The sequence below is a fragment of the Brevundimonas sp. R86498 genome (assembly GCF_044598075.1).
GTDB lineage: Bacteria > Pseudomonadota > Alphaproteobacteria > Caulobacterales > Caulobacteraceae > Brevundimonas.
The window spans coordinates 899456-922861 of record NZ_CP139004.1; the positions used below are offsets into that span (position 1 = coordinate 899456).

Annotated in this window: 28 protein-coding genes; 18 read left to right on the forward strand and 10 right to left on the reverse strand. The window is 68.3% G+C overall.

The window, feature by feature from the left end; genetic code table 11:
- Positions 1-37: 37 nt before the first annotated feature.
- The gene (locus SJY26_RS04515; RefSeq protein WP_396594958.1) at positions 38-262 is read right to left on the reverse strand and encodes a DUF1674 domain-containing protein; all 225 of its coding nucleotides are present in this window, start codon (positions 260-262) and stop codon (positions 38-40) included.
- A 145-nt stretch (positions 263-407) separates the two neighbouring features.
- Between SJY26_RS04515 and SJY26_RS04520 the strand changes: the two genes are divergently transcribed.
- The 4 genes from SJY26_RS04520 (at position 408) to SJY26_RS04535 (ending at position 2769) form a co-directional block, all read left to right on the forward strand.
- Complete coding sequence (locus SJY26_RS04520; RefSeq protein WP_396594959.1) at positions 408-1640, forward strand: argininosuccinate synthase; 1233 nt, start codon at positions 408-410, stop codon at positions 1638-1640.
- Positions 1641-1735: 95 nt separating this feature from the next.
- Positions 1736-2113: a DUF883 domain-containing protein gene (locus tag SJY26_RS04525; RefSeq protein ID WP_396594960.1), complete on the forward strand. Its 378-nt coding sequence runs from the start codon at positions 1736-1738 to the stop codon at positions 2111-2113.
- Positions 2114-2115: 2 nt separating this feature from the next.
- Positions 2116-2511 carry a hypothetical protein gene (locus SJY26_RS04530; RefSeq protein WP_396594961.1) on the forward strand — a complete coding sequence of 132 codons (396 nt, stop codon included), beginning with the start codon at positions 2116-2118 and terminating at the stop codon, positions 2509-2511.
- Positions 2512-2592: 81 nt separating this feature from the next.
- Positions 2593-2769 carry a DUF1328 domain-containing protein gene (locus tag SJY26_RS04535; RefSeq protein ID WP_396594962.1) on the forward strand — a complete coding sequence of 59 codons (177 nt, stop codon included), beginning with the start codon at positions 2593-2595 and terminating at the stop codon, positions 2767-2769.
- 74 nt (positions 2770-2843) lie between these two features.
- On the opposite strand, the gene SJY26_RS04540 is transcribed toward SJY26_RS04535, so the two are convergent.
- Genes SJY26_RS04540 through SJY26_RS04550 form a run of 3 tightly spaced genes read right to left on the reverse strand, consistent with a single transcriptional unit; the run spans position 2844 to position 5076 of the window.
- A complete protein-coding gene (locus SJY26_RS04540; protein ID WP_396594963.1) occupies positions 2844-3701 on the reverse strand; it encodes a metallophosphoesterase family protein in 858 nt (285 codons plus the stop codon).
- A 10-nt stretch (positions 3702-3711) separates the two neighbouring features.
- On the reverse strand, positions 3712-4674 hold the full coding sequence (locus SJY26_RS04545; RefSeq protein WP_396594964.1) for a diacylglycerol/lipid kinase family protein: 963 nt from the start codon (positions 4672-4674) through the stop codon (positions 3712-3714).
- Between the two features lie 45 nt (positions 4675-4719).
- A complete protein-coding gene (locus tag SJY26_RS04550) occupies positions 4720-5076 on the reverse strand; it encodes a hypothetical protein (protein WP_396594965.1) in 357 nt (118 codons plus the stop codon).
- 151 nt (positions 5077-5227) lie between these two features.
- Between SJY26_RS04550 and SJY26_RS04555 the strand changes: the two genes are divergently transcribed.
- Both SJY26_RS04555 and SJY26_RS04560 read left to right on the forward strand, forming a co-directional pair.
- Positions 5228-5587 (forward strand): YMGG-like glycine zipper-containing protein, encoded by a 360-nt coding sequence (locus SJY26_RS04555; protein ID WP_396594966.1) that lies wholly within the window; start codon positions 5228-5230, stop codon positions 5585-5587.
- A 71-nt stretch (positions 5588-5658) separates the two neighbouring features.
- On the forward strand, positions 5659-6105 hold the full coding sequence (locus tag SJY26_RS04560; RefSeq protein ID WP_396594967.1) for an OmpA family protein: 447 nt from the start codon (positions 5659-5661) through the stop codon (positions 6103-6105).
- On the opposite strand, the gene SJY26_RS04565 is transcribed toward SJY26_RS04560, so the two are convergent.
- Positions 6102-6989, reverse strand: a complete 888-nt coding sequence (locus SJY26_RS04565) for a methyltransferase domain-containing protein (protein WP_396594968.1) — start codon at positions 6987-6989, stop codon at positions 6102-6104. The genes SJY26_RS04560 and SJY26_RS04565 overlap by 4 nt on opposite strands.
- On the opposite strand from SJY26_RS04565, the gene SJY26_RS04570 reads away from it, so the two are divergent.
- From SJY26_RS04570 to SJY26_RS04590, 5 genes are read left to right on the forward strand one after another with little or no spacing between them, the layout of a single operon-like run.
- Positions 6988-7782 (forward strand): ComF family protein, encoded by a 795-nt coding sequence (locus SJY26_RS04570; protein ID WP_396594969.1) that lies wholly within the window; start codon positions 6988-6990, stop codon positions 7780-7782. The two genes, SJY26_RS04565 and SJY26_RS04570, sit on opposite strands and share 2 nt — an antisense overlap.
- 52 nt (positions 7783-7834) lie before the next feature.
- Complete coding sequence (gene grxC, locus SJY26_RS04575; protein ID WP_396594970.1) at positions 7835-8092, forward strand: glutaredoxin 3; 258 nt, start codon at positions 7835-7837, stop codon at positions 8090-8092.
- Positions 8046-8930, forward strand: a complete 885-nt coding sequence (locus SJY26_RS04580) for a carbon-nitrogen hydrolase family protein (protein WP_396594971.1) — start codon at positions 8046-8048, stop codon at positions 8928-8930. Before grxC ends, SJY26_RS04580 begins: the two co-directional genes overlap by 47 nt.
- Complete coding sequence (locus SJY26_RS04585; protein ID WP_396594972.1) at positions 8927-9361, forward strand: DUF1178 family protein; 435 nt, start codon at positions 8927-8929, stop codon at positions 9359-9361. Before SJY26_RS04580 ends, SJY26_RS04585 begins: the two co-directional genes overlap by 4 nt.
- The gene (locus tag SJY26_RS04590; protein ID WP_396594973.1) at positions 9361-9855 is read left to right on the forward strand and encodes a GNAT family N-acetyltransferase; all 495 of its coding nucleotides are present in this window, start codon (positions 9361-9363) and stop codon (positions 9853-9855) included. The genes SJY26_RS04585 and SJY26_RS04590 overlap by 1 nt, the downstream gene beginning before the upstream one ends.
- Here the strand turns inward: SJY26_RS04590 and SJY26_RS04595 are convergent.
- Together SJY26_RS04595 and ubiG are read right to left on the reverse strand one after the other, a co-directional pair.
- Complete coding sequence (locus SJY26_RS04595) at positions 9852-10061, reverse strand: hypothetical protein (RefSeq protein WP_396594974.1); 210 nt, start codon at positions 10059-10061, stop codon at positions 9852-9854. The two genes, SJY26_RS04590 and SJY26_RS04595, sit on opposite strands and share 4 nt — an antisense overlap.
- A gap of 98 nt (positions 10062-10159) precedes the next feature.
- The gene (gene ubiG / locus SJY26_RS04600) at positions 10160-10936 is read right to left on the reverse strand and encodes a bifunctional 2-polyprenyl-6-hydroxyphenol methylase/3-demethylubiquinol 3-O-methyltransferase UbiG (RefSeq protein ID WP_396594975.1); all 777 of its coding nucleotides are present in this window, start codon (positions 10934-10936) and stop codon (positions 10160-10162) included.
- 94 nt (positions 10937-11030) lie between these two features.
- On the opposite strand from ubiG, the gene SJY26_RS04605 reads away from it, so the two are divergent.
- The 7 genes from SJY26_RS04605 to prfA all read left to right on the forward strand — a co-directional run bounded on the left by SJY26_RS04605 (position 11031) and on the right by prfA (position 19834).
- Entirely contained in the window at positions 11031-12290 is a 1260-nt protein-coding gene (locus SJY26_RS04605) for an aspartate kinase (RefSeq protein ID WP_396594976.1), read from the forward strand.
- A 70-nt stretch (positions 12291-12360) separates the two neighbouring features.
- Positions 12361-14610 (forward strand): phosphoenolpyruvate--protein phosphotransferase, encoded by a 2250-nt coding sequence (gene ptsP, locus SJY26_RS04610; protein WP_396594977.1) that lies wholly within the window; start codon positions 12361-12363, stop codon positions 14608-14610.
- Positions 14611-14746: 136 nt separating this feature from the next.
- Positions 14747-15922: a helix-turn-helix domain-containing protein gene (locus tag SJY26_RS04615; RefSeq protein WP_396594978.1), complete on the forward strand. Its 1176-nt coding sequence runs from the start codon at positions 14747-14749 to the stop codon at positions 15920-15922.
- 58 nt (positions 15923-15980) lie between these two features.
- Positions 15981-17126: a flavodoxin-dependent (E)-4-hydroxy-3-methylbut-2-enyl-diphosphate synthase gene (gene ispG, locus SJY26_RS04620; RefSeq protein ID WP_396594979.1), complete on the forward strand. Its 1146-nt coding sequence runs from the start codon at positions 15981-15983 to the stop codon at positions 17124-17126.
- Positions 17127-17217: 91 nt separating this feature from the next.
- On the forward strand, positions 17218-18069 hold the full coding sequence (locus SJY26_RS04625) for an alpha/beta hydrolase family protein (protein ID WP_396594980.1): 852 nt from the start codon (positions 17218-17220) through the stop codon (positions 18067-18069).
- A gap of 2 nt (positions 18070-18071) precedes the next feature.
- On the forward strand, positions 18072-18668 hold the full coding sequence (locus SJY26_RS04630) for a glutathione S-transferase N-terminal domain-containing protein (protein ID WP_396594981.1): 597 nt from the start codon (positions 18072-18074) through the stop codon (positions 18666-18668).
- A gap of 98 nt (positions 18669-18766) precedes the next feature.
- Positions 18767-19834, forward strand: coding sequence for a peptide chain release factor 1 (gene prfA / locus SJY26_RS04635; protein WP_396594982.1), 1068 nt, complete (start codon positions 18767-18769; stop codon positions 19832-19834).
- A 178-nt stretch (positions 19835-20012) separates the two neighbouring features.
- On the opposite strand, the gene ligD is transcribed toward prfA, so the two are convergent.
- From ligD to greA, 3 genes are all read right to left on the reverse strand, one after another.
- On the reverse strand, positions 20013-22610 hold the full coding sequence (gene ligD / locus SJY26_RS04640) for a DNA ligase D (protein ID WP_396594983.1): 2598 nt from the start codon (positions 22608-22610) through the stop codon (positions 20013-20015).
- A 42-nt stretch (positions 22611-22652) separates the two neighbouring features.
- A complete protein-coding gene (locus tag SJY26_RS04645; protein ID WP_305642527.1) occupies positions 22653-22811 on the reverse strand; it encodes a hypothetical protein in 159 nt (52 codons plus the stop codon).
- Positions 22812-22898: 87 nt separating this feature from the next.
- Positions 22899-23375 (reverse strand): transcription elongation factor GreA, encoded by a 477-nt coding sequence (gene greA / locus SJY26_RS04650; protein WP_396594984.1) that lies wholly within the window; start codon positions 23373-23375, stop codon positions 22899-22901.
- Positions 23376-23406 lie beyond the last annotated feature (31 nt).

A 23406-nucleotide genomic window follows, 5' to 3' on the forward strand; every position in this document is an offset into this window, starting at 1 on the left:
AAAAGTTAACACGGTTCGCCGGAATCGGTTCGCGGCCTCAAAAATCGATCGCCAGACCCTTCTTTTCCCAGTCCCCGTAACGGGTGGGCTCGGGCCCTCGCGGTCCGCCATCCTCGGGCGGCAGGTCGGTCACCGATGCGGCTGCCCGTCGGGCCTCGGCCTCGGCCAAGGCCCGACGGGCAGCGTCTGTCAGCGGGCGTTCGACGGCCGGGGGCGTCGCGTCGGATGAAGGGGCGGCGGAGGCGGGGGCGGATTCTGTCACGATATCTCCGGGCTGGCGGCACCTCAGATAGGGATGGGAGAGGCGAACGCCAGAAGCCTTGCCGTAATCCCGCCCTTGCATCGCGGTCGCTTCGGCCCTTTAAGCCGCGCAAACTTCTCTCCGCCCGTTTCTCGAAGGAATTCCCATGGCCAAGGCGTCCGACAAGCCCGTGAAGAAGGTCGTGCTGGCCTATTCCGGCGGGCTCGACACCTCGATCATCCTGAAATGGCTCCAGACCGAGTACAACGCGGAGGTGGTGACCTTCACCGCCGACCTCGGTCAGGGCGAGGAACTGGCCCCGGCGCGCGAGAAGGCGCTGAAGATGGGCATCAAGCCCGAGAACATCTTCATCGACGACCTGCGCGAGGAATTCGTGCGCGACTTCGTCTTCCCGATGTTCCGCGCCAATGCCCAGTATGAGGGTGACTATCTGCTCGGCACCTCGATCGCCCGACCGCTGATCGCCAAGCGCCAGATCGAGATCGCCCGCATGGTCGGGGCCGATGCCGTCTGTCACGGTGCCACCGGCAAGGGTAACGACCAGGTCCGGTTCGAGCTGGGCTACTATGCGCTGGAGCCCGACATCCGGGTCATCGCGCCGTGGCGGGAGTGGGAATACCGCAGCCGTGAGGCCCTGCTGGACTTCGCCGAGAAGAACCAGATTCCGATCGCCAAGGACAAGCGCGGCGAGGCTCCGTTCTCGGTCGACGCCAACCTTCTGCACTCCTCCTCCGAGGGCAAGGTGCTGGAGGACCCGGCGGTCGAGGCCCCCGAGTTCGTCCACCAGCGCACGATCGCCCCGGAAGACGCGCCCGACAAGGCGACCGTCATCACCATCGGCTTCGAAAAGGGTGACGCCGTCTCCATCGACGGCGTGGCCCTGTCGCCGGCTTCCCTGCTGACCCGGCTCAACGAGCTGGGCCACGACAACGGCATCGGCCGCCTCGACCTGGTTGAAAACCGCTACGTCGGCATGAAGTCGCGCGGCGTCTATGAAACGCCCGGCGGCACGATCCTGATCGCAGCCCACCGCGGCATCGAGAGCATCACCCTGGACGGGGGCGCGATGCACCTGAAGGACCAGCTGATGCCGAAATATGCAGAGCTGATCTACAACGGCTTCTGGTTCTCGCCGGAGCGCGAGATGCTGCAGGCGGCGATCGACCTGTCACAGCAGAAGGTCTCCGGCACGGTGCGGGTCAAGCTCTACAAGGGCAATGTCTCGGTCATCGGCCGCGAAAGCGCCAACAGCCTCTATGACCAGGATCTGGTCACCTTCGAGGAGGGCGTCCAGGCCTATGACCACAATGACGCCGGGGGGTTCATCAAGCTGAACGCCCTGCGGCTGCGGGTCCTTGCCAAGCGCGATCGCCGCTGATCGGGTTTGGTGGGCGGGGGAACCGCCCACGGGGTGTGGCGTTCAGCGGACGAGGCCGCTATTTACGGCCAAGCTGACACAATGGAGCGCGCACCATGGCGACGACCAAGGCTCGACAGGATATCAAGAACGACCTGAACACCCTCAAGGAGGATCTGAAGGTCGGCGCGCGCGAGGAAGCCGCCCGGCTGAAGGCCAAAGCAGCCGAGGCTGAGGCCCGATTGCGCGGGAAGGCTGCCGAAGCTGACACCCGCATCCGCGAGCGCGCGGACGAGATGCGCGATCAGGCCCGCGACTATTACGACCAGGCCCGTGTTCGCGGCCGCGAATACTACGACGACGCGTCCGAACGCCTCGACGAGGCGCAACGCTACATCACCGAGCGCGTGCAGGAGCGTCCGGTCCAGTCCACCGCGATCGCTCTCGGCGTTGGTGTGGTCCTCGGCCTGCTGCTGGCCGGCCGCCGGCGCTGATCATGATCAAGGGTCTGGTGAAAAAGCTGACGGCGGCCTTCGTGGTCGCCGCCAGCGCCTTCGTGGCGGTCGTCGCGCTCGGAGCGACGACCTTCTATGGGTTGCAGCTGGTGATGCCCCCCCTTGCCGCTGCCGCGCTGACGGCCGGTCTGTTCGCTGTGGGGGCCTTGGTCGTTGCCATGGTCTTCCTCAATGCGTCGGGCGCGACCGACGAACCCGAAGAGGAAGACGAGCCGGAGGGACTGGGAGGGCGCGCCTATGCCCTGTTCCGCCAGCGTCCGGTGCTGGGGGTTGTCGCCGCCCTTGCCGGCGGATGGATCTTCCTTCGCAACCCGGCACTCGCGACCATGGTCGCGGCGGCCTTCACGGAACGGTCGCGGCCCCGGTATCGGCGATAGCCGGAACGGTCCGGCCGGCCGGGGGTTAAGATAGGTCTGCGTCCGACGGGGACGTAGACCACCCTGAGACGGAGCTTCGACATGATACGCTGGGCTGTTATCTTTCTGATCGTCGCGCTGGTTGCGGCCGTTCTGGGTTTTGGCGGGATCGCGAACTTCTCGTTCGAGATCGCCAAATTCGTGGCCATTGTCGCGATCGTCCTGTTCGTCATCTCATTGGTCGCGGGCGGGTTGAAAGGCCGGGGCTCGGGGGGCTGAGCCGCCATTCAAGCATGACACACACGAAGAGCCGCGCTCCCTGGGGAACGCGGCTCTTTTCGTTCTGGACGTATTCAGAAGGCCGCAGCCTCACGTTCGCCCGGGACGGCGGGATCCGGCGCGGTCTCCCGGTGGCGGGTGTCCTGACGCCGAGGGAGGTGCCAGGTCTGGTGCGGCTCAAACCGGTCTCCGGTCCAGGCCATGGCGGTGACGGTGATGGTCCGGTCGTCCCAGTCGATCTGATTGAAGCTTGGCGGGGCACCCCGCTCCCGGTGCGAAAGCGTCCCGCAACCGATGGCGTATGAGCAACGGTCCGACAGGTCGATCGGCAGGGCGAAGGGAATGTGAACGTGGCCCGTGGTGATCAGGTCCACGCCCGCCTCGGCGAAGATGGCGGCGGCTGCATCCCCCCGTCTGACATCACCGGTCATGGGAGAACCGATCATCTCGATCAGCGGATGGTGACAGGCCAGGATGCGCAAGGCTCCGACGGGGGCCTGTCGCAGGGCCTCTGCGGCCCTGCGGGTCTGGTCCAGGTCGATGACCCCCTTGGACCAGTTGACCCGGGCCTGCCAGCCGCGCGCCGTGGTCACCCCGCGCACCATGACGGACTCCGAAACGAACTCGCCGTCATGGGCCGGGTGGCCGGTCGCGGATTCGAAGGCGCGCCATGGCCAGAACAACCGGGCCGTCACGTCCCAATAGGGAACGTCGTGGTTGCCCACGATCACGAACCGGGGCTGCGGCATGGCCTGGATCCAGGCTCCGGCCGCCGCGAACTCGTCCGGATAGCCCTTCTGGGTGATGTCACCGGTGATCAGGATCAGATCGCTGGGCGTGGCATGGGCATAGTCCAGCGCAGCGGCGCAGGCGTCCCTGTGCTCCACCCCGAAATGAATGTCCGAAAACTGCAGCAGGCGACCAGAAGTCATTTGCACACGATCACGGGAGCCCGGCTCCCGTGTCCACAGGATCAGGGGCCAGGGCCCGGAAGGCGCGGGCGACGAAGGTCACGGTGGTGTCATGGGGCAGAAGCACGGGCTCGCCGTCCAGCACAGCGGGGATCCGGGATCGCGCCCGGATGCGGATGCTTCGTGCGGGCTGGGTCACGACCGACGGGTCCTGGCGCCAGTCGCTGAAAAGGGCCGTGGCCGCCAGCCGGAACACCTCTGCGGCGTCACCCGGGTTCATCGCGGCCGCCTCCAGCCCGTCCGATTTGTCCATGGCCCGGGAAATCAGAGGGCTGATGAGGGCCAGGGCCTCGCTTCGGCGCGCCTTGCCACCATCCAGCTCCACACGAATCTTCCCGGAAAAGGCCCGGCGCAGGGCGCGCCGCCCATAGGTCCAGGCCAGAGCGAGCTTTCCGGTTCGCATGGCCTCCCGGGCCGGGGCCCAGAGGGCCGGCGAGCCGAAGATGCCGGCGCAATAGAAGGCGTGGTCCTCCACGCGGCCGCCCGCGACGGATCGGGCCGAGCCGGCTTCCAGCGCCGTCCGGAGCGCCGCCTTCCAGTCTGTCGTCCCGTAAAGGGCCTTGGGCAACATGTTCATCGTCCCGCCCGGGAGCGGAGCGACCAGCGGCCCACGCGGTCCGGCGCGCGAGGCGACGGCCCGGGCCGTCCCGTCTCCGGCCAGCACGAACAGCACATCAGGGGAAGCGCCGAGCGCAAGGGTGATTTGCGCATCCATGGTCTCGCCCAGCAGTTCGACGATCTCGGACTCGCAGGGATAGTCGGCCATGATGGCCGCAACATCGGCCGCAGCCCGGGGGCCGACCGATCCGGAAAGGGGATTGACGAGGATCACCACACGCCGGATCGCCACATGGGCGGTCAGGTCCCGCAGCGCGGGTTCTCCCGCGTCGATCGTTTCTGTCGCGGCGACGTCAGGGTTTGCGGTCTCGATCATCCGCCCCGAACGCTCCGGTCCGGCCGGCGTTCCAGACAAGCTTCGCTATTGTTTCTTCAGGTCCTGCGCGGTGCTCACGGCCCCCAACTCGAGGGCCTGGCCGGTCGCACCAGCGGCCTCTCCCGCGGTCTCCATGGCCGCGCCGGCGGCCTCGGGAGCCTGTCCCGCCAAGGCCCGTGCCTTTTCCATCCCGGCGGTAATCCAGCCGTCCATCAGCGCGCCGCCTTCCGCCAGGGAGCGTTCCTTGATCCCGAGGACGGCGGTCAGGACGCCGAACAGGGCAAGAAGCGTCACCAGCAGGCCGACAAGGCCACCTGCCCCGCCGCCGGACCGGCGTTTGCTGCGGGCCCACACGGGGCTGGCGTGATCATCCGACATCCGGACCGGTTCCTGAAAGCGCATGGAAAACCCCTCGAATGGCCCTTGCGGCCCGAAAACTGCCGGATTGGCGTTCAGCCTACGACATCGGCACCCAGCATCATAGTCGCGGAACCTCAGCTATAATCCAGCGTTCTCGCTCTCGGGGCGAACCTCAGGAATGAAAGACAAACCCATGAACAAGGCGATTATCGCGATCGGGGCTGCGGGCCTCCTGGCCTCGGCCTGTGCGAGCGACCCCTATGGCTACGGCGGCAACAGCGGTGGCCCTAATGAAACTGTCCGTCAGGGCGCGATCGGAGCTGGCCTCGGCGCGGTGGCCGGAGCGATCATCGGCAACAATGTCGGTTCGGGCAACGCGGGTACGGGTGCCGCAATCGGTGCCCTCGCCGGCGGCGCGGCCGGTGCGATTCGCGGCTCCCAGCAGGACCGCAACAACCAGCAGCGCTACCGCGATGCGCGTGGCAACTACTATTACTGCTACGACAACCGTCAGGACGAGTGCTACTGGGAAAACGGCCAGCGTCGCTACTAAGGCGTTGAACATTTAAGCGATTTCAGGGCGGTTCGTTTTGGCGGGCCGCCCTTTGTTTTGGGGAGGCGACCATGCGCGTGATCACGAGGCTCGGCCTGGCGGCGGCCTTTCTGGGCCTTTCGGCCTGTAGCGGGGCCTTCCCGGGGAGAGGGGCACTGGTCACTGTGCCGGACAGCTGTTCGCCCCAGCGGTTCGATATCTACTTCGCAGAGAATGCGGGCACCCTGACCGACGCGGCACGGACGGCGATCGGCCTGACCGCCAGCCGGCTGGAGATCTGTCGGATCCGCTCTGTTCAGGTTCTGGGTTTGGCCTCCTCTACCGGTGGCTCCAGCGACAACCTCGCTCTGTCCGAACGCCGGGCTGCGGCCGTGGTCTCGGCCCTCGCCGCTGCGGGCTGGCCGGCCCCGGTCTTTGACGTCACCGCCGCAGGCGATACCGGAGCGATGGCCGCCCCGGGGGTGCAGGAGCCATTGCGTCGCCGGACCGAGGTGCTCGTGGACGCGGCCCCGCTCTAGCCGGGTCTGTTCCGGCCGTGCTCGACGACGCCCAGGGCATCGGCCAGACGCACCTTGGCCGAGCCACGCGGCAGCGGTCTGGGCTGGCTCTCGTGCGGAGCCCAGCCGGCCAGATTGACGATCTCGAACGTCGCCGGGATCCGGCCGTCCGTCTCGCCATACCGATCGGCGTACAGGGCCGCCGCCCGGGCGAGGATCGAGCGGGTCAGTGGCCGGATCGTGCCGGCCAGAACGTTGGTCTCGCCCATGGCCCGCAGATCGCGGATCAGGGCAAAAAGATCAGGGTAGCGGACGGTCAACCGATCCACATCGGAGACCGGCAGGGCGAACCCGGCCCGCTGCAGCAGGCCCGCGCCGTCGTAGCCGCCGGCGAAGGGTGAGACCCTCGCCTGGGCCCCGCCCCGTTCAGCCAGCTCCGCCTCGGTCAGAACGCCCCGCAGCTCTTTCAGCGTGCCCGCCCCCGCGAGCGTGCCCAGAAACAGACCGTCCGGCTTCAATGCCCGCCGGATCTGGCTCAGGGCCCCGGGCAGGTCATTGGCCCAGTGCAGGGTCATCAGGGACACGATCAGGTCGGTCGAACCGGGCGCAAGGTCCAGATCCGAGCCACCCGGGGCCGCGCGATCGGTCAGATCGCCGACGGAGCCGACCGGACCGGTCCGGCCGGCCGCATCGCTGTCCGTCAGGCGCGTGGCGAAAGGCCCCGGCTGGGCCGAGAGGTCGACGACGACCGGAAACTGTCGCAAGGTCGCTTCGAGGCTGAGAACGGCGTTATCCGCCGCGCGGCGATGCAGAAAATCAGCCTCGACGAAGCGGGTCGCCGAGCGGGCCAGCCGGGCTCTACGGCGGGCAGCGTCAAAGATCAGCGGAGGGGCAGGCGCGGTCATGCGGGATCAGGATGGGGCCTGGCGGCCGTATTGGGAAGCGGGTCTCGTGCGGCTGGGTGCTCTCGGGCGCGGCCTCACCGACCTCATCCTGCCCCCGATGGCGCATGACAGCCGCGAGGCGACGGCGGCCGCAGGTCTGAGCGCCGACGCGTGGACCCGGGTGACCTTTCTGGAAGATCCGGTCTGCGATGGCTGCGGGGCCGGGTTCGAGTATGACGGCGGCGACTTCGCCTCGGACCGATGTGCCGCCTGCCTGGCCTCGCCCTATCGTTTTGCCCGCGCCCGCGCCGCCTGTGTCTATGATGCGGCCTCGCGCGGCCTGATCCTGAAATACAAGCATGGCGACCAGCAGCAGTTCGCCGGACTGTTCGCCCTCTGGCTGGGCCGGGCCGCGGCCCCCCTGCTCGTCGAGGCCGACGCCGTGGTGCCTGTGCCGCTTCATCCCATCCGGTTGCTGAGCCGCCGGTTCAACCAGGCGGCGGAGATTGCCCGGCCGCTGGCGCGGGCGGCGGACCGGGACTATGTCCCTGATGCCCTCGTGCGCGTCCGGGCTACCCGGACCCAGGGCGGTCGCAGTGCCCGGGGCCGCAAGCTCAACGTCAAGGCCGCCTTCGCCACGACCGAGGCCGGAGCCCGCCGGGTGCGGGGCCGGCGCATTCTGCTGGTCGACGATGTCCTGACCACAGGCGCCACGGCCGAGGCCTGCGCGGCTGCCCTTCTGGACGCCGGAGCGCGGGCGGTCGATCTGGCTGTGGTCGCGAGGGTGCGCGCGGCGCGGGAAATGCCTAGATAGGGAAAACCCGCCCGCTTCATGCGGGTTCTGATGATTGTTCCGGAGTTCAGCCTTGGCCGATGTCGTCGTCTACACCAAACCCGGTTGCCCCTATTGCGTGGCAGCGATGGGATTGTTGTCCCGCAAGGGCGTGGAGGTCGCCGAGATCGTCGCCTCCAATGACCCGGCGAAGAAGGCCGAAATGATCCAGAAGGCCGGCGGCAAGGCCACCTTCCCCCAGATCTTCATCGACGGAAAACACATCGGCGGATCCGACGATCTGCATGCGCTGGACCGCCGCGGCGGCCTCGATCCGCTTCTGGCGAACTGAAATGGGTGCGGGGCTGGCCGTTGCCCTGATCCAGACCCGCACCCCGGCGGCGGCGGCGGCGGCTCTGGCCCACCTTGAGCCCCTGGTCCGCGAGGCGGCCTCCGGAGGCGCGAAGTTCATCCTGACACCCGAAGGCTCCAACCTTCTGGAACAGAGGCGGGACCGCAGGGCCGGAGCCATCAGCGACGAGGACCAGGACGCGGCCGTCGTCGGCCTGCGCCATCTCGCGGCCGAACTGGGGGTCTGGCTCCTGATCGGATCCGCCATCGTGCGCTCCGGCCATGCCGGTGACGACCGCGCCGCCAACCGGTCGCTGCTGATCGATCCAGGCGGCGGGATCGTCGCCCGCTATGACAAGCTGCATGTCTTCGATGTCGATCTGCCGAACGGCGAGACCTATCGCGAGAGTTCGACGATCCGGCCGGGCGACGGGGCCGTCGTGGCCGACACGCCCTGGGGACGACTGGGTCTGACGGTCTGCTACGACATCCGCTTTCCCCACCTGTTCCGACAGCTGGCCGCGGCCGGGGCCGTCATGATCGCCGTGCCTGCGGCCTTCACCGTTCCGACGGGAGAGGCCCACTGGGAGACGTTGCTTCGCGCCCGCGCCATCGAGACCGGAGCCTTCATCCTCGCCCCGGCCCAGGGGGGAGCCCATGAAGACGGGCGGCACACCTGGGGCCGGTCCACGGTCATCGGGCCGTGGGGCGAGGTGATCGCGAAGCTGGACCATGACGCGCCCGGCGTGCTTCACGCCACCCTCGACCTCGACGCCGTCGCTGCAGCGCGCGCGGCCGTCCCCCAGCTGCGCCACGACCGGACCTTCGCTGCCCCATGATCCGCTACGCCCTGAAATGCGAGCATGACCATCCGTTCGAGGCCTGGTTCGGCTCGTCCGGCGATTATGACGACCAGGCCGCGCGCGGTCTGGTCGAATGCCCCTTCTGTGGATCACGCGCGGTATCGAAACAGATCATGGCTCCGGCCGTGACCGGCACCCGCTCGCGAGACGCCGCACCCGTCGACGCAGCCCGGGTGCAGACCCTGATGATGCAGGCCGCGCGACAGGTCCGCAGCCACGTGGAGGCCAATTTCGACTATGTCGGAGACACCTTCGCCCGCGAGGCCCGCGCCATCCATGAGGGCACCGCCGAGAAGCGCGAGATCTACGGCGAGGCCACGCCGCAGGAAGTCCGGGCCCTGAAGGCCGACGGCGTCCCCTGCGCCGCTCTCCCGCCCGTTCCGCCCGACCCGGCCAAGGTCAACTGATGACCTTGGCCTGGCGTCGGATGGTCCCCGACGATCTGGACCGTGTGGTCGAGATCGCAGCGATCGGATTTCCCGATCATTTTGAGGGCCGGGACTGTTTCGAGAACCGGCTGTCCCTCTGGCCACAGGGCTGTTTCGTGCTGGCGGGGGCCGAACAGGTCGAGGCCTATCTCGTGACCTATCCGTGGCGGTCCGGGACTGTCCCCTCCCTGAACGCCCTGATCCCGGCGATCCCCGGCGACGCGACGGTTCTGTATCTGCACGACCTGGCCCTGACCCCTGCGGTGAGGGGGCAGGGCTGGTCGCGGCCCGCCATGGAGGCCGTGGTGGATCTTGCCCGGACCGGGGACTGGCCGACTGTGGCCCTGGTCGCAGTCAACGACGCCGTCGCCTTCTGGCGCGGCCACGGGTTTACGGTCTGCGAGGTTCCGGAGTTGGCGGAAAAGCTGGCGAGTTACGGCCCCGACGCCCGCTACATGACCCTGTCGGTCTAGCTGCGCGTCCAGCCCTTTTCGGCCATACAGGCCCGGAAGGCATCCCGGCCGCTGGTCCGGTCATCACAGTCCTTGCGGGCGGTCTCGAACGGCTGGGCGTTGTTGCCGTGCCAGGCTGTGTCGTCGCTGTCGGCGTCGATCACGGTAATACAGCCCGACACCATGACGGCGGTGGTCAGGGCGGCGATGGTCAGAAGGCGTTTCATGGGGTGGCTCCATCGGGTTGGAGCCCATCGATGCCACTGTCCTGCGCCGACTTCCCGTTACATGTCCGTCACCTGGATGAAATCGCGGTAAGGTGTTTTCAGTCCCGGGTCGCGACCATCAGGAAGTTGACGTCCGCGTCGTCGCTCTCGCTCCAGCGGTCGGCCAGCGGATTGTAGGCCAGACCGAACGGGCCACTGACCGTCACCGGCTCGGCCGCCAGCATTTTCCGGATCTCGTCCGGTTTCGGGAACTGCCGCCAGTCGTGGGTCCCGGCCGGGACCCAGCGCAGTATGTATTCGGCGGCGATCTTGCCCAGGGCCAGGGATTTGAGCGTCCGGTTCAGACTGGCCACGACCATCATGCCGCCGGGCGCGATCAGCCGCGCGCAGGCGCGGATGAAGGCCTCCGGATCGGCGACGTGTTCGATGATCTCCAGCACCAGCACGACGTCATAGGGGCCCGCCCCGTCGGCCTCCATCTGCTCCACGGTGGCCGCGACATAGGCGATGTCCAGACCCTGCTCCGCTGCATGGGACCGGGCCGTGCCGATGTTCTCGGACGAGGCGTCGACGGCCGTCACCGCAAACCCCAGACGCCGCATCGGTTCGGCGATCAGGCCGCCGCCGCAGCCGATGTCGATCAGGCTGAGCCCATCGAAGGTGCGGATGCGTTTCGGATCGCGACCGAAGCGGGCGGCGGCCTCGTCCCGGATGAAGGCCAGCCGGGCCGGATTGAACTTATGCAGGGGTGCGAACGGGCCCTTCGGGTCCCACCACTCCTCGGCCTGCGCGGAGAAGCGGGCGACATCGGCGGGGTCGATGCTCGCGCCCCGTGCCTGATCGGCAAATCCATGCCCCGTGCGGGGTTCCGTCATCGGCGACGGGTCGTTAGAAGCGGCCATGGGCGCAAGGGTGAACCCCTTTTGGGCCCGCCATGCAAGACAGACTGATGTTGGGGGCGCAGCCACAATGACGCGGCTGGTGATGAAGTTCGGCGGCACCTCGATGGGCGACCTCGAGCGGATTCGCCGTGCCGCGTGTATCGTCGCCGCCGAGGTCCGCGCCGGCCATTCGGTGGCGGTGGTGGTCTCGGCCATGGCGGGCAAGACCAACGAACTGGTGGCCTGGACCGACGGGGCCGGCGGCGCGGCGGCCGGCCTGCCGCTGTCGGATGACGAATACGATGTGGTCGTGGCCTCGGGCGAGCAGGTCACTTCAGGCCTGCTGGCCCTGACGCTTCGCAACATGGGGCTGAACGCCCGCAGCTGGATGGGCTGGCAGATCCCGATCCTGACCGACGACGCCCATGCCCGCGCGCGGATCGTCGATGTGCCCGGTGACGTGCTGGGCGCCGCCATCGATGGCGGAGAGATCGCGGTGGTTCCGGGGTTCCAGGGCGTGACGCCGGGCGGGCGGATCACCACCCTGGGCCGCGGCGGCTCGGACACCTCGGCGGTCGCTGTCGCGGCGGCCCTGGGCTGTCCCTGCGACATCTACACCGATGTCGACGGCGTCTATACGACAGACCCCCGGATCGAGAGCCGGGCCCGGCGGCTGGAAAAGGTCTCCTATGAGGAGATGCTGGAGATGGCGTCGCTGGGGGCCAAGGTGCTGCAGACCCGCTCGGTCGAGCTGGCCATGGCCAAACAGGTCCCGGTGCGGGTGCTGTCCAGCTTCATCGAACCCGACGAAAACGGCGCGCTGCCCGCCAAGTCCGGCACGCTCATCTGTGACGAGGAAGAAATCGTGGAAAAACGCATCGTGTCCGGCGTGACCATGAGCCGTGACGAAGCCCGGATCACCTTGCTGGGCCTGTCCGACCGGGTCGACGCCCCCGCCGACGTCTTCACCCGCCTGGCCGAGGCCAGCGTCAATGTCGACATGATCGTCCAGTCCCAGGCCCGGAGCGAAGGCGCGGTCAACCTGACCTTCACGACGGGACGGCGGGATGCGGCCCGCGCCGCCGACCTGATGCGGGCCCATCAGGCCGACATCGGGTTCGAGGAAATCCGTGTCGACGAGGACGTGGCCAAGGTTTCGGTCGTCGGCGTCGGCATGCGCAGCCATGCGGGTGTGGCCCAGACCATGTTCCGCGCCCTGGCGGACAAGGGGGTCAAGTTCCAGGCCATCTCGACCTCGGAGATCAAGATCAGCGTCCTGATCGATGCGGCCTATGCCGAACTGGCGGTGCGTGCCCTGCATTCGGCATATGGGCTGGACGCTGTATAACAGTGGGTGAAGGCCGGCCCGATGTCGGGCGCGGACAGGAGAAGCGATGCCGGTAGCGGGCGGATCGATGATGAGGGGACCCCGGGTCCTTCTGCGCCAGATCCGCGAGGCCATGGCCGACGGCGGACCCGCCCAGGGCCGGCTGGACGTCGTCGTCACCACGATCGCCCAGTCAATGGTGGCCGAGGTCTGCTCCATCTATCTGCGCCGCGCCTCGGGCGAGCTGGAACTGTTCGCCACCCACGGCCTGAACCGCGACGCCGTCCACGCCACCCGGCTGAAGGCCGGCGAGGGTCTGGTCGGCGAGGTCGCCCGCATGGCCCAGCCGATCAGCCTGTCGGACGCCCCCAACCACCCCAGCTTCTCCTATCGGCCGGAAACGGGCGAGGATCCCTATCACGCCTTCCTCGGGGCTCCCTTGCTGCGCGGTGGGCGCGCCATCGGGGTGCTGGTGGTCCAGAACCGTGCCGAACGGCGCTATGACCCGGACGAGGTCGAGGACATCCAGACCATCGCCATGGTGCTGGCCGAGACGGTGGCGTCGGGCGAGCTGCTGGCCCAGGACGAGCTGCGCGATATCGAGGTCGCGCCGCACCGGGCCGAGCGGATCACCGGTCAGAGGTTCGCCGAGGGGCTGGCCTATGGCCATGTCATCCTGCACGAGGCCCCCCTGCCGCCCGAGCGGCTGCTGGCCGAGAACCAGCAGGTTGAGGAAATCCGCCTGCGCGAGGGGCTGAATGCCTTGAAAGCCTCGATCGACGCCCTGCTGGACGGAGGGCAGGGCAAGCTGGCCGGCCAGTCCTATGAGGTGCTGGAAACCTACCGTATGTTCGCCGACGACCGGGGCTGGAACCGGTCGCTGGAGGAGGCGGTGCGGGGCGGGCTGACGGCCGAGGCCGCAGTCGACCGGGTGCGGAACGAGCACCGGGCCCGCTTCGCCCAGGCGCGCGACCCCTATATCAAGGAGCGGCTGCACGACTTCGAGGATCTGGCCAACCGGCTGCTGCGGGTTCTCGCGGGCGACAATCCGGGCCAGCGCGACCTGCCCGAGGACGCCATTCTGGTCGCGCGGAACCTCGGGCCGGCCGACCTGCTGGAGTATCCGCGCCACAGGCTGAAGGGCCTGTTGCTGGAAGAAGGCTCGGCTGCCAGCCATGCCGCCATCGTCGCCCGCGCGCTCCAGATCCCCTGCGTCGGCCGGCTGCAGGGCGTGCGCGACCGGCTCAGCGAAGGCGATCTGGTCATCGTCGACGGCGAGGCCGGGGAGGCCCATCTGCGGCCCCGTCCCGACATGCTGGAATCCGTCCAGTCCCGCATGGCCGTGCGAGACCAGCGCCAGGCCGAGTTCGCCAAGCTGCGCGATGTGGCGGCGATCACGGCGGACGGGACGCGGATCACGCTTCTGACCAATGCCGGGCTGGCGGTAGATCTGGAGAACCTCGACGCCACGGGGGCCGAGGGCATCGGCCTGTTCCGCACCGAGTTCCAGTTCATGGTGTCCGAGGAGCTGCCGCGTCTGAACTCACAGACCGCCCTGTACCGGCTGGTGCTGGATGCAGCGGGCGACCGGCCGGTCACCTTCCGGACGCTGGATATCGGCGGAGACAAGGTCCTGCCCTATATGGAGACGACCGAGCGCGAGGAGAATCCGGCCCTGGGCCGCCGCGCCATCCGGCTGGGCCTGGACCGGCCGTCCCTGCTGCGGCTGCAGCTGCGGGCCCTGCTGGCGGCGGGTGCCGGGCGGGAACTGCGGGTCATGTTCCCCATGATCGCGACGGTGGACGAGTTCCGCGCCGCCCGCGAACTGGTCGATGTCGAATGCGCCTGGGCCCGGCGCCGGGGGCGGCCCCTGCCGGCCCTGCTGCGGGTCGGGGCCATGATCGAATGCCCGTCCCTGCTGTGGCATCTGGACGCGCTTCTGCCCCTGACCGACTTCGTCTCGATCGGCACCAACGACCTGTTCCAGTACATGTACGCCGCCGACCGTACCAATCCGCTGGTCTCGGACCGCTACGATCCCCTGTCGCCCCCGGCGCTGCGGGCGCTTCAGGCCATCCAGACCGCCTGCGCCGATACCGGCACGCCGGTGTCGGTGTGCGGTGAACTGGCGGGGCGCCCGCTGGAGGCATTTGCCCTGATCACCTTGGGGTTCACCCGGCTGTCGGCGCCGGCCGGCGGGGTCGGACCGGTCAAGCGCATGATCCTGTCGGCCGATCTGCCGGCGGCCCGCCGGGGCATGGTCAAACTCCTGGGATCCTCCGCAGGGACCATCCGCAACGAGATCGAGAGTCTGGCCCGGAAGTTGAACGTCAGTCTGTGACCTTCCCGTTCAGGGACGGAATCAAGCTTAACAAGACGTTGATCCGGCGGCTGAAATGAGTTATCCACAAGACGCGCAAGGGGTGCTTCCGGGGGGAGGCGGGTTCCGTCATACCGGCGTGTTAGACGGTTCACAGTTGAATACGACGCGGTCCGCCTATGCGGTCGCACCGGGTGTGGGGCAGGGCGTCATGGCGCTGGATACGGGGAATGTCCCCGAAGAGTTTCGGGCTCATCCTGACTGGAAGGACCCTGTGCCCTCCATCGCCGATGCAGCGACTCTGGGCGAAGGCCTGCGCAAGGCCCGCGAACTTTCGGGCAAGTCGCTGGCCGCCCTCGCCGCTGACACCCGGGTGCACGAACGCTACCTGCGCGCGCTTGAGGAAAACAACATCTCGGCCCTGCCGTCGCGGGTCTTCGCCATCGGCTATGTGCGCGCCTATGCCAGCGCCCTCGGCCTCGATGAACAGCTGGCGGTCGAACGCTACAAGCGGGAAACGCCTGACGGCTCGGTCCCCCTCCAGGCCCCGACCGGTGTCGCCTTCGAGGAAGTCCGTCGCTATTCGCCGCGGATCGTCGGGGCCGTCGTGATCCTCGCCCTGGCCGTCATCGGCTGGAATGTCTTCCAGCGGGTCAGCCTGATCCGTGCGCCCCAGCCGTCGGACATTGCCGAGGTCCCGGAAAGCTGGAGTCTGGGGGCGGTTCCCGGGCAGGCCATGCTGCGGGTGGGCGCACCCCAACCCGCGCCGCCGGACCAGACCACACCGGCGCTGTACATCACCCCCGGGCTCGAGGCCGAGCTCATGGGCATCGATCCGACCAATGCGGCTGCGGTCGCGGCCGCCGCCGCGATGGCGACCGTCCCTCCGGTCCAGGCGGCCTTCAATCCCCGCGGCGCCATCTACGGGGCCCCGGCCTCGGCCTCCCAGGTCGTGCTCCAGGCGCGCAAACCGGCGTCTCTGGTCGTGCGGATGGCCGATGGCCGCGTCCTGTTTGCCCGACAGCTGGCGGCGGGCGCGGCCTGGCGGGCACCGCCGGGCGTCGCGGCCACGATCGATGTGTCCGATCCAGGGGCTTTTGACGTTTATCTCAACGGCGAACATGGGGGGCCACTGACGGGCGTCCTGACGCCCCTGTCGCAGCTCAATGCCCGGGCCGATGCCCTGGCCCGCCAGACGGCGGCGCAGATCCAGGCCGAGGCGGCTGCAGCCCAGGCGGCAGCCATCCGCGCCCAGGCCGTGAATCCAGCGCTTGCGAGGGAAACTCCCGCGGCAGCCGGCGAGGCCCTGACCCCGACGGTCGTACCCCGCTGACGGCTGCGTCGGCCAGCGTCATGGCCTTGTCTTCGCCGGCGGCCTATATTGCCTGTCCATGAGTGACCACTCCCATATCCGTCCCTGGCGCCACATCGAGCGCCGCAAGAGCCGCCAGATCATGGTCGGCCCTGTGCCCGTGGGCGGTGACGCCCCGATCAGCGTCCAGTCCATGACCAACACCCTGACGTCGGACGCCAATGCGACGATCGGGCAGATCCGGGAACTGGAAGAGGCCGGGGCCGACATCGTTCGTGTCTCCTGCCCGGACGAGGAGTCCACCGCCGCCTTCCGCACCATCGCCCGCGCGGCGAAGGTGCCGCTCGTCGCCGATATCCATTTTCACTACAAGCGCGGTATCGAGGCCGCCGAGGCCGGGGCCGCCTGCCTGCGGATCAATCCGGGCAATATCGGCAACGCCTCGCGCGTCCGCGACGTGATCCAGGCCGCCAAGGACCACGGCTGTTCGATGCGGATCGGCGTCAATGCCGGCAGCCTTGAGAAGGAATTGCTCGAGAAATACGGCGAACCCTGCCCCGAGGCCATGGTCGAGAGCGCGCTCAGCCACGCCCGCATCCTGCAGGATCACGACTTTCACGAGTTCAAGATCTCGGTGAAGGCCTCGGACCCCTTCCTGACGGTTGCCGCCTACCAGCAGCTGGCCGACGCCATCGACTGCCCCCTCCATCTGGGCGTCACCGAGGCGGGCCCCCTGCGGACCGGGACGATCAAGTCCGCCATCGGGATGGGCAACATGCTGTGGGCGGGCATCGGCGACACCATCCGGGTCAGCCTCGCCGCCGATCCGGTCGAGGAGATCAAGGTCGGCTTCGACATCCTGAAATCGCTGGGCCTGCGCCACCGTGGCGTCAACATCATCGCCTGCCCCTCCTGCGCCCGGCAGGGGTTCAACGTCATCGAGACCGTGGGCCTGCTGGAAGAGCGGCTGGCCCATATCGCCACCCCCATGTCGCTGTCGATCATCGGCTGCGTGGTCAATGGTCCCGGCGAGGCCCTCTATACCGATGTTGGCTTCACCGGCGGCGGAGCAGGCTCGGGCATGGTCTATCTGAACGGCAAGATCGCCCACAAACTGGCCAATGGCGAAATGGTCGAACACATCGTCGAACTGGTCGAGGCCAAGGCCGCGGAATTGAACGCCGCCCGCGCCGCCAGCGCGGGCGCACTTGAGGCCGCAGAGTAGCAGGCCGCCGGTCCGACACCGGGGCTTTCCGGCGGATGCCGATCTGATCTAGGCTTGCGACCCTGTCGAGGGGGAGATCAGGGGCGTGACGATGAAGCGTTTGACGGGGCTGATGGCCTGCGCCCTGTTGTTCGGGACCGCCGGAGACGTCGCGGCCCAGAGCGACCCGGCCCCCGCCGTGGCACCCGTCGGCGACTTGACCCTGACCGGCCCGGACGGGCGGTCGATCCCGGTGTTCGTGTGGCCCGCGGCCGAGGAGCGGGCCGTCATTCTGTTCAGCCATGGACTGGGCGGCGCGCCCGCCGCCTATGAGGAAATCCTGGGCCGCTGGGCCGGGGCCGGGTTCACCGTCATCGCCCCGATGCACCTCGACTCGCGTCGGCATCCGGAGGGCGGGAACGTCAGTGGCGGCCGGGCCTTCATGGCGCGCATCGGTGAATTGACCGTCGCGCGGGCGATGGTGAAGGCCACACATCCCGGCAAGCCATTGATCGTGGCAGGCCACTCGTTCGGTTCCCTGATGGCGTTGATCCAGGCCGGGGCGGTCAGCGCTGTGGGGCCCATGGGGGATCCCGATGTGAAGGCGGTCGTTGCGATCTCCTCGGCCGGGGACCTGCCCGGACTGGTCACGCCCGACACCTGGGACGGCGTCTCTGCCCCCCTGCTGATGGTGACCGGTGACGCCGACACCGTGCCGGGCTTCGTCACCGACTGGACCGCGCATCGCAGCCCGTTTGACCGGTCGCCGCCGGGGGATCGCATGCTGGTCATCTTCGAGGGCGGTGACCACAATCTTGTGGCCCAGGGCTCTGAAGCCAACCGGGCCCTGCTCGGCTCTCTCAGCCTGGATTTCATGCAGGCGTACGGCCTTCAGGATGACGCAGCCGCTGACAGATTGCGGACCTTCAACCCGCCCCCGGGCGTCCGGATCGAGCGACGCTGAGTATGAAACTCTACATCACCGCGCCTTCGCCCTTCGCCCGCAAATGCCGCATCGTGGCCCGTGAGAAGGGTCTGATGGACCGCATCCACGAGGTCGCGATCGACCCCTATGCCAGCCCGGAAGAACTGACTGCCGTCAATCCGATCGCCCAGGCCCCGGCCCTGCTGACGGACGGCGGTCTGTCGCTGGCGGACAGCCAGCTGATCTGTGAATGGCTGGACGCCCATGGCACCGGGCCTCGCCTGCTGCCCCCGGAGGGGCCCGAGCGCTGGCGTATCCGACGCGTGGAGACACTGGCGTCGGGCGCACTGGAGATGGGTGTCAAGCGCGTGCTGGAACTGCGCCGACCCGAGTCCGAGCGTTCGCCGTCATGGCTGGCGCGCTGGACCACCAATATGGCGCGCGCCCTGGACGCGCTGGAGGCCGCCGCACTCGTCCCGGAGCCGCTCGACATGGGGGTCATCACTGCGGGATGCGCCGTGACCTGGATCGGTTTCCGGCACCCGGATTTCGACTGGAAGACCGGCCGGCCCGGCCTTGTCGCCCTGCAGACCGCTCTGGAGGCTCGCGCCAGCTTTCAGCAGACCATGCCGGTCTGACGCGCCGAGACCGGTCACCGGCCGTGCTTTCACACGCATCGACAGTCCGTGTCCGGTCGGAGTAAAGACCGCGCCTCTCACCCGTCGGAAACCCGCCCTTGCGCCTGCCCCAGTCCAAGCTCGATCAGGTCCTGGACCGTTTCCACCAGGTGGAGGCGCGCATGGGCGCGGCCTCCGATGGTCAGGAGATCGTGCGCCTCTCGAAAGAGCATGCGGAGATGCGGCCGGTCGCCGAGGCTGTCATGGCGCTTGCGCGGGCCCGCACCGAGATCGAGGACCTTCAGTCCATGGCGGCCGATCCCGAGATGGCCGCCATGGTCGCCGATGAGCTCGACACGCTGAACGCCCGGCTGCCCGACATGGAGCGCGATGTCGCGCTGCTGCTGGCCCCGCGCGACGCCGACGAGAACGCCTCGGCGGTGCTGGAAGTGCGCGCCGGCACCGGCGGGGACGAGGCGGCCCTGTTCGCGGGTGACCTGTTCCGCATGTACTCGCGCTATGCCTCGACCCGGGGCTGGAAGGTCGAGCTGGATTCGGCCACCGAGGGCGACGCCGGGGGCTACAAGGAGATCATCGCCACCGTCACCGGCGACGGGGTGTTCGGCCGGCTGAAGTTCGAGAGCGGCGTCCACCGGGTCCAGCGCGTGCCCACCACCGAGGCTGGCGGGCGGATCCATACCTCAGCCGCCACCGTCGCCGTCCTGCCCGAGGTCGAGGACGTCGAGATCGACATCCAGGACAAGGATATCCGCATCGACACCTACCGGGCCTCCGGCTCGGGCGGCCAGCACGTCAACAAGACCGACTCTGCCGTGCGGATCACCCACTTCCCGTCGGGGATCGTGGTGACCTCGTCCGAGAAGTCACAGCATGTGAACCGCGACAAGGCGATGAAGAACCTGCGGGTGCGGTTATATGACCTGCAGCGCCAGATGAAGGACAATGCCCGCTCCGACGCGAGGAAGTCCCAGGTCGGGTCGGGCGACCGGTCGGAACGCATCCGCACCTACAACTTTCCGCAGGGCCGGGTGACCGACCACCGGATCAACCTGACCCTGCACAGCCTGCCCCAGATCCTAGAGGGCGATCTCGACGCCCTGCTGGATGCCCTGATCGCCGAGGACCAGGCGGCCCGCCTGTCGGATCTGGAGGCGGAGTTCGCATAGGCGTCACCTCTCCATCGCCGCAGGGCGATGGGGAGGACAGGCGACCGAAGGGCGCCAGGAGGGGGCGACCCGGTATCCACCGGGAGGGAAGCCAACCTCAAGCACCGCCTCGCCCCCACTGATCGCTGCGCGATCTGTCCTCCCCACGCGCCTTCGCGCGCGGTGAGGTGAGGTGACGTCAAAGCACCCTCTTCAGAACCGGCCGCAAATTCATCGCGCCCGCCCTGAAATCCTTCCACGGATCCGGCTTCTTCAGCAGGGCCGGATACGTCCGAAGCGAATAGGCCTTGGGGTCCAGCCCCGCCTTCACCTGGCCCCAGCTCAGCGGATAGGCGACCCCGGCCCCCGGCCGGGCACGCGGCGACCAGGGCGCGACCGCCGTCGCCATCCGGCCGTTGCGCAGATAGTCGAGGAAGATCTTTCCGCCCCGGGCCTTCTTGGCCAGCGTCGTGGTGAACCGGTCGGGGGCGTCCAGCCGGACCTGTTCCGACACCGCCCTGGCGAACGCCTTGCACTGGTCCCATTCGATCCGGCTGCGGGCGTCCGTCCGGATCGGCACGACGACATGCAGACCCTTGCCGCCGGTGGTTTTGCAGAACGGATGCAGACCCAGCGTTTCCAGCCGCACCTTCATCGCCTTCGCCGCGGCAATCACATCGGCGAAGTCCAGCCCCTCGTCCGGGTCGAGGTCGAAGGTGATCTGGTCCGGGGTCTCCGGATCGCCCGGCATGCAGCCCCAGGGATGCAGCTCCAGCCCGCCGGACTGGCCGATGGCCACCAGTCCACCCACGTCGACCACGCCGACATAGGGTTTGCGCTCCTTCACATCGATCAGCTTCAGCCGGGGATTTGACCCGGGCATGGCGTGGCGCTGGAAGAAGATTTCGCCGCTGATCCCCTCCGGCGCGCGGATGATGGAGGTGGGACGGTCGCTGACGTGGGGCAGGATCCGTTCCGCCGCCGCCTCATAGAACTGGACCAGCTCCAGCTTGGTGATCTCGGGATGCCCGTCTGTGGCGGGCCACAACACCTTGTCCGGGTTGGAGATGGTGACCCCGGCAACCACGGCCCGGGCCTTGCCGGTGACCGCGATCTTCAGCTGGGGCGGGGCAGCGACCTTGCCCTTGCCGGGTTTGGACGGCGCGGTGACGTCCTGCGGCGGCGTATCGACCTCGGCCGCCGCCTTGTCCTCGCGCAGGCCCTTGAAGGCCGCCTGCCGCAGGGATCCGCCGTCGGTGTAGCCCCCGTGCTCGATTTCGGCGACCAGCACGGGCTTCACCCAGTGGATGCCCGGCCCGCCACGCGGTGCCCCCTTGCCGACGAAGGGGCTCCGGTCTGCGGCCGCCGCCTTCAGGGCCGGCTGAAGGGTCTTCAGCAACGATTGACTGTATCCGGTCCCGACCCGGCCGAGATGCCTCAACCCGGGGCCGGCCTTCGCATCGACATCCTGGACCCCGACGATCAATGATCGAAAGCGGGGTCCCTCCGAGGTCCAGCCGCCGATCACGACCTCGTCGCGGCCCCGGCATTTGGACTTGACCCAGGTGGTCGACCGTCCGGCCGAATAGGGCGCATCCAGCTTTTTCGAGATCACCCCTTCCAGATCCATCCGGCAGGCGCTTTCCAGCACGGCCTGACCCGTCGAGGCGAAATGCTCGACATAGCGGATGCGCGACCGCGCCGCTTTCGGGATGCGGTCGATCCAGGCCTGGAGCCGGGCCTTCCTGTGCGACAGGGGCAGGGTCCGCAGATCCTCGGCCCCCTCGAACAGAAGGTCAAAGGCGAAATACATCAGCTCGCCCGTCGCCCCGTCGGAAATCGCCGCCTGCAAGGCCGGGAAATCCGGCATGTGATCCTCGGCCAGGGCGCACAGTTCACCGTCCACCACCGCGTCCGGCCACCGGGCCGCATCGGCCGCCTGCTCGGGGAATTTCGCCGTCCAGTCGAGGCCGGACCGGGTGCGCAGGAGGGCCTTGCCGCCGCCGACACCCACCTGCAGGCGATAGCCGTCGAACTTGATCTCATGGGCCCAGCCGTTGCCGGCCGGCGGGTGGTCGACGACCTTGCACAGCTGGATCGGGACGAAGGCGGGTGGCCGGGTCTTCGGGCTGGCCAGCGCCTTTGAGGCCCTCGGCCGGGGCGGAGCCTTCTGTCCCGTCTTTCTCGACGACCTCCACTGCGTCTTGCCCGCCGCGATCTCGGCCAGCGACCGGCCCGTGGTGATCGAGGCGTCGATCTCCATCAGGGCGTCGCCCTCGCCGGGGACGGCGTGCTCGTCCTTCTCCTTGATCAGTAGCCAGTTGGTCCGCTTCGACGGCTTGCCGCGGTCGGACTTCAGCCGGATGAGGGCCCACTTGCCGACCAGACGCTCGCCGTGCAGGACCATCTTGATCTGGCCCTTGGTGAAGGCCGCCTCAAGGTCGGGTTCCTGCGGCTCCCAGGTGCCGGTGTCCCACAGCTGAACCGTGCCGGCCCCGTAGTTGCCGGCCGGGATGGTCCCCTCGAAGTCGCCATAGTCCAGCGGATGGTCCTCGACCTCGACCGCCAGCCGCTTGACGGAGACATCGCGGGAGGGCGCCTTGGTCACCGCCCATGACTTCAGGACCCCGTCGATCTCGATGCGGAAGTCATAGTGAAGCCGGGTCGCGGCATGGCGCTGGATTAGATAGCGACGCGGGGCGGCGGCCTTGACAGCGCCCTTGCGGCCTTTCGGCTCGGGCGTGTCACCGAACCGGCGTTTGGCCTGATAGGTCTCGAGTTCCCCGCGCGCCGCCATGCCGTTCTCCTGACCCCGGACGGGGCCGTCGGAGCAAACGGTCTAGTCCTGTGGCGGTTGCCAGTCGGGGTGGTCCACGTCCTCACCCCGAGCCTTGGCTTCCTTCTTGGCCAGTTTGGCCGCGGCCTTGCGAGCGGCCTTTTCGGCGTCGGCCTTGTCGCGTTCCATCCGTTCGAAACCGTAGTTGGGTTTTCTGGCCATCGAGAGGTGGGTCCTTGTGGTCGGGCGCTGACGCTGTGCACCGGAAAAAGGCGTCGTCGAACCCCCAATGTGGGGCTACGAGGCGGTTCAGTCCACCGCGATGATCTCGACCGACTGTCCGGCGACCATGGCCTCGTCGCCGACGCCCTTGCCGATCAGGGCCCGGGTCAGGGGCGACACATGGCTAACCGAGCCTTTGGCCGGGTCCGCCTCGTCCTCGCCGACAATACGCCAGGTCTGGGTGCGGCCGTCATCGCGCTCGATGGTGACCGAGCCGCCGAACCGCACCCGGCCGTCGGCGACGGTCTCGACCAGCTGGGCATTCGATCGCCGCGCCGACCAGTAACGCAGGTCCCGGGTTGCCCGGGCCATGGCCGTCCGGTCCGCCTCGATCGAGCCCGAGGCCTGGGCCGAGGCATAGGCCGCGCGGGCCTGGGCCAGGGCATCGTCAATGGCGGCGAGGCCCTGCGGCGTCACCAGATTCGGATGGGGGGAGACGGGGCGGTCGGGCAGATCGGCGGCCGTGGCCTCCAGATCCTCCTCACGCGTAAAGGCGACGCTCATGATCGTTCAAGCGTATGCGGTGTCCGGACGT

Bases quoted from the DNA above. Each gene is read 5' to 3' on its own strand.
- SJY26_RS04520 (WP_396594959.1), top strand. From the start codon at position 408: ATGGCCAAGGCGTCCGACAAGCCCGTGAAGAAGGTCGTGCTGGCCTAT.
- SJY26_RS04525 (WP_396594960.1), top strand. From the start codon at position 1,736: ATGGCGACGACCAAGGCTCGACAGGATATCAAGAACGACCTGAACACC.
- SJY26_RS04530 (WP_396594961.1), top strand. From the start codon at position 2,116: ATGATCAAGGGTCTGGTGAAAAAGCTGACGGCGGCCTTCGTGGTCGCC.
- SJY26_RS04535 (WP_396594962.1), top strand. From the start codon at position 2,593: ATGATACGCTGGGCTGTTATCTTTCTGATCGTCGCGCTGGTTGCGGCC.
- SJY26_RS04540 (WP_396594963.1), bottom strand. From the start codon at position 3,701: ATGACTTCTGGTCGCCTGCTGCAGTTTTCGGACATTCATTTCGGGGTG.
- SJY26_RS04545 (WP_396594964.1), bottom strand. From the start codon at position 4,674: ATGATCGAGACCGCAAACCCTGACGTCGCCGCGACAGAAACGATCGAC.
- SJY26_RS04550 (WP_396594965.1), bottom strand. From the start codon at position 5,076: ATGCGCTTTCAGGAACCGGTCCGGATGTCGGATGATCACGCCAGCCCC.
- SJY26_RS04555 (WP_396594966.1), top strand. From the start codon at position 5,228: ATGAACAAGGCGATTATCGCGATCGGGGCTGCGGGCCTCCTGGCCTCG.
- SJY26_RS04560 (WP_396594967.1), top strand. From the start codon at position 5,659: ATGCGCGTGATCACGAGGCTCGGCCTGGCGGCGGCCTTTCTGGGCCTT.
- SJY26_RS04570 (WP_396594969.1), top strand. From the start codon at position 6,988: ATGCGGGATCAGGATGGGGCCTGGCGGCCGTATTGGGAAGCGGGTCTC.
- SJY26_RS04565 (WP_396594968.1), bottom strand. From the start codon at position 6,989: ATGACCGCGCCTGCCCCTCCGCTGATCTTTGACGCTGCCCGCCGTAGA.
- SJY26_RS04580 (WP_396594971.1), top strand. From the start codon at position 8,046: ATGCGCTGGACCGCCGCGGCGGCCTCGATCCGCTTCTGGCGAACTGAA.
- SJY26_RS04585 (WP_396594972.1), top strand. From the start codon at position 8,927: ATGATCCGCTACGCCCTGAAATGCGAGCATGACCATCCGTTCGAGGCC.
- SJY26_RS04590 (WP_396594973.1), top strand. From the start codon at position 9,361: ATGACCTTGGCCTGGCGTCGGATGGTCCCCGACGATCTGGACCGTGTG.
- SJY26_RS04595 (WP_396594974.1), bottom strand. From the start codon at position 10,061: ATGAAACGCCTTCTGACCATCGCCGCCCTGACCACCGCCGTCATGGTG.
- ubiG (WP_396594975.1), bottom strand. From the start codon at position 10,936: ATGACGGAACCCCGCACGGGGCATGGATTTGCCGATCAGGCACGGGGC.
- SJY26_RS04605 (WP_396594976.1), top strand. From the start codon at position 11,031: ATGACGCGGCTGGTGATGAAGTTCGGCGGCACCTCGATGGGCGACCTC.
- ptsP (WP_396594977.1), top strand. From the start codon at position 12,361: ATGAGGGGACCCCGGGTCCTTCTGCGCCAGATCCGCGAGGCCATGGCC.
- ispG (WP_396594979.1), top strand. From the start codon at position 15,981: ATGAGTGACCACTCCCATATCCGTCCCTGGCGCCACATCGAGCGCCGC.
- SJY26_RS04625 (WP_396594980.1), top strand. From the start codon at position 17,218: ATGAAGCGTTTGACGGGGCTGATGGCCTGCGCCCTGTTGTTCGGGACC.
- SJY26_RS04630 (WP_396594981.1), top strand. From the start codon at position 18,072: ATGAAACTCTACATCACCGCGCCTTCGCCCTTCGCCCGCAAATGCCGC.
- ligD (WP_396594983.1), bottom strand. From the start codon at position 22,610: ATGGCGGCGCGCGGGGAACTCGAGACCTATCAGGCCAAACGCCGGTTC.
- SJY26_RS04645 (WP_305642527.1), bottom strand. From the start codon at position 22,811: ATGGCCAGAAAACCCAACTACGGTTTCGAACGGATGGAACGCGACAAG.
- greA (WP_396594984.1), bottom strand. From the start codon at position 23,375: ATGAGCGTCGCCTTTACGCGTGAGGAGGATCTGGAGGCCACGGCCGCC.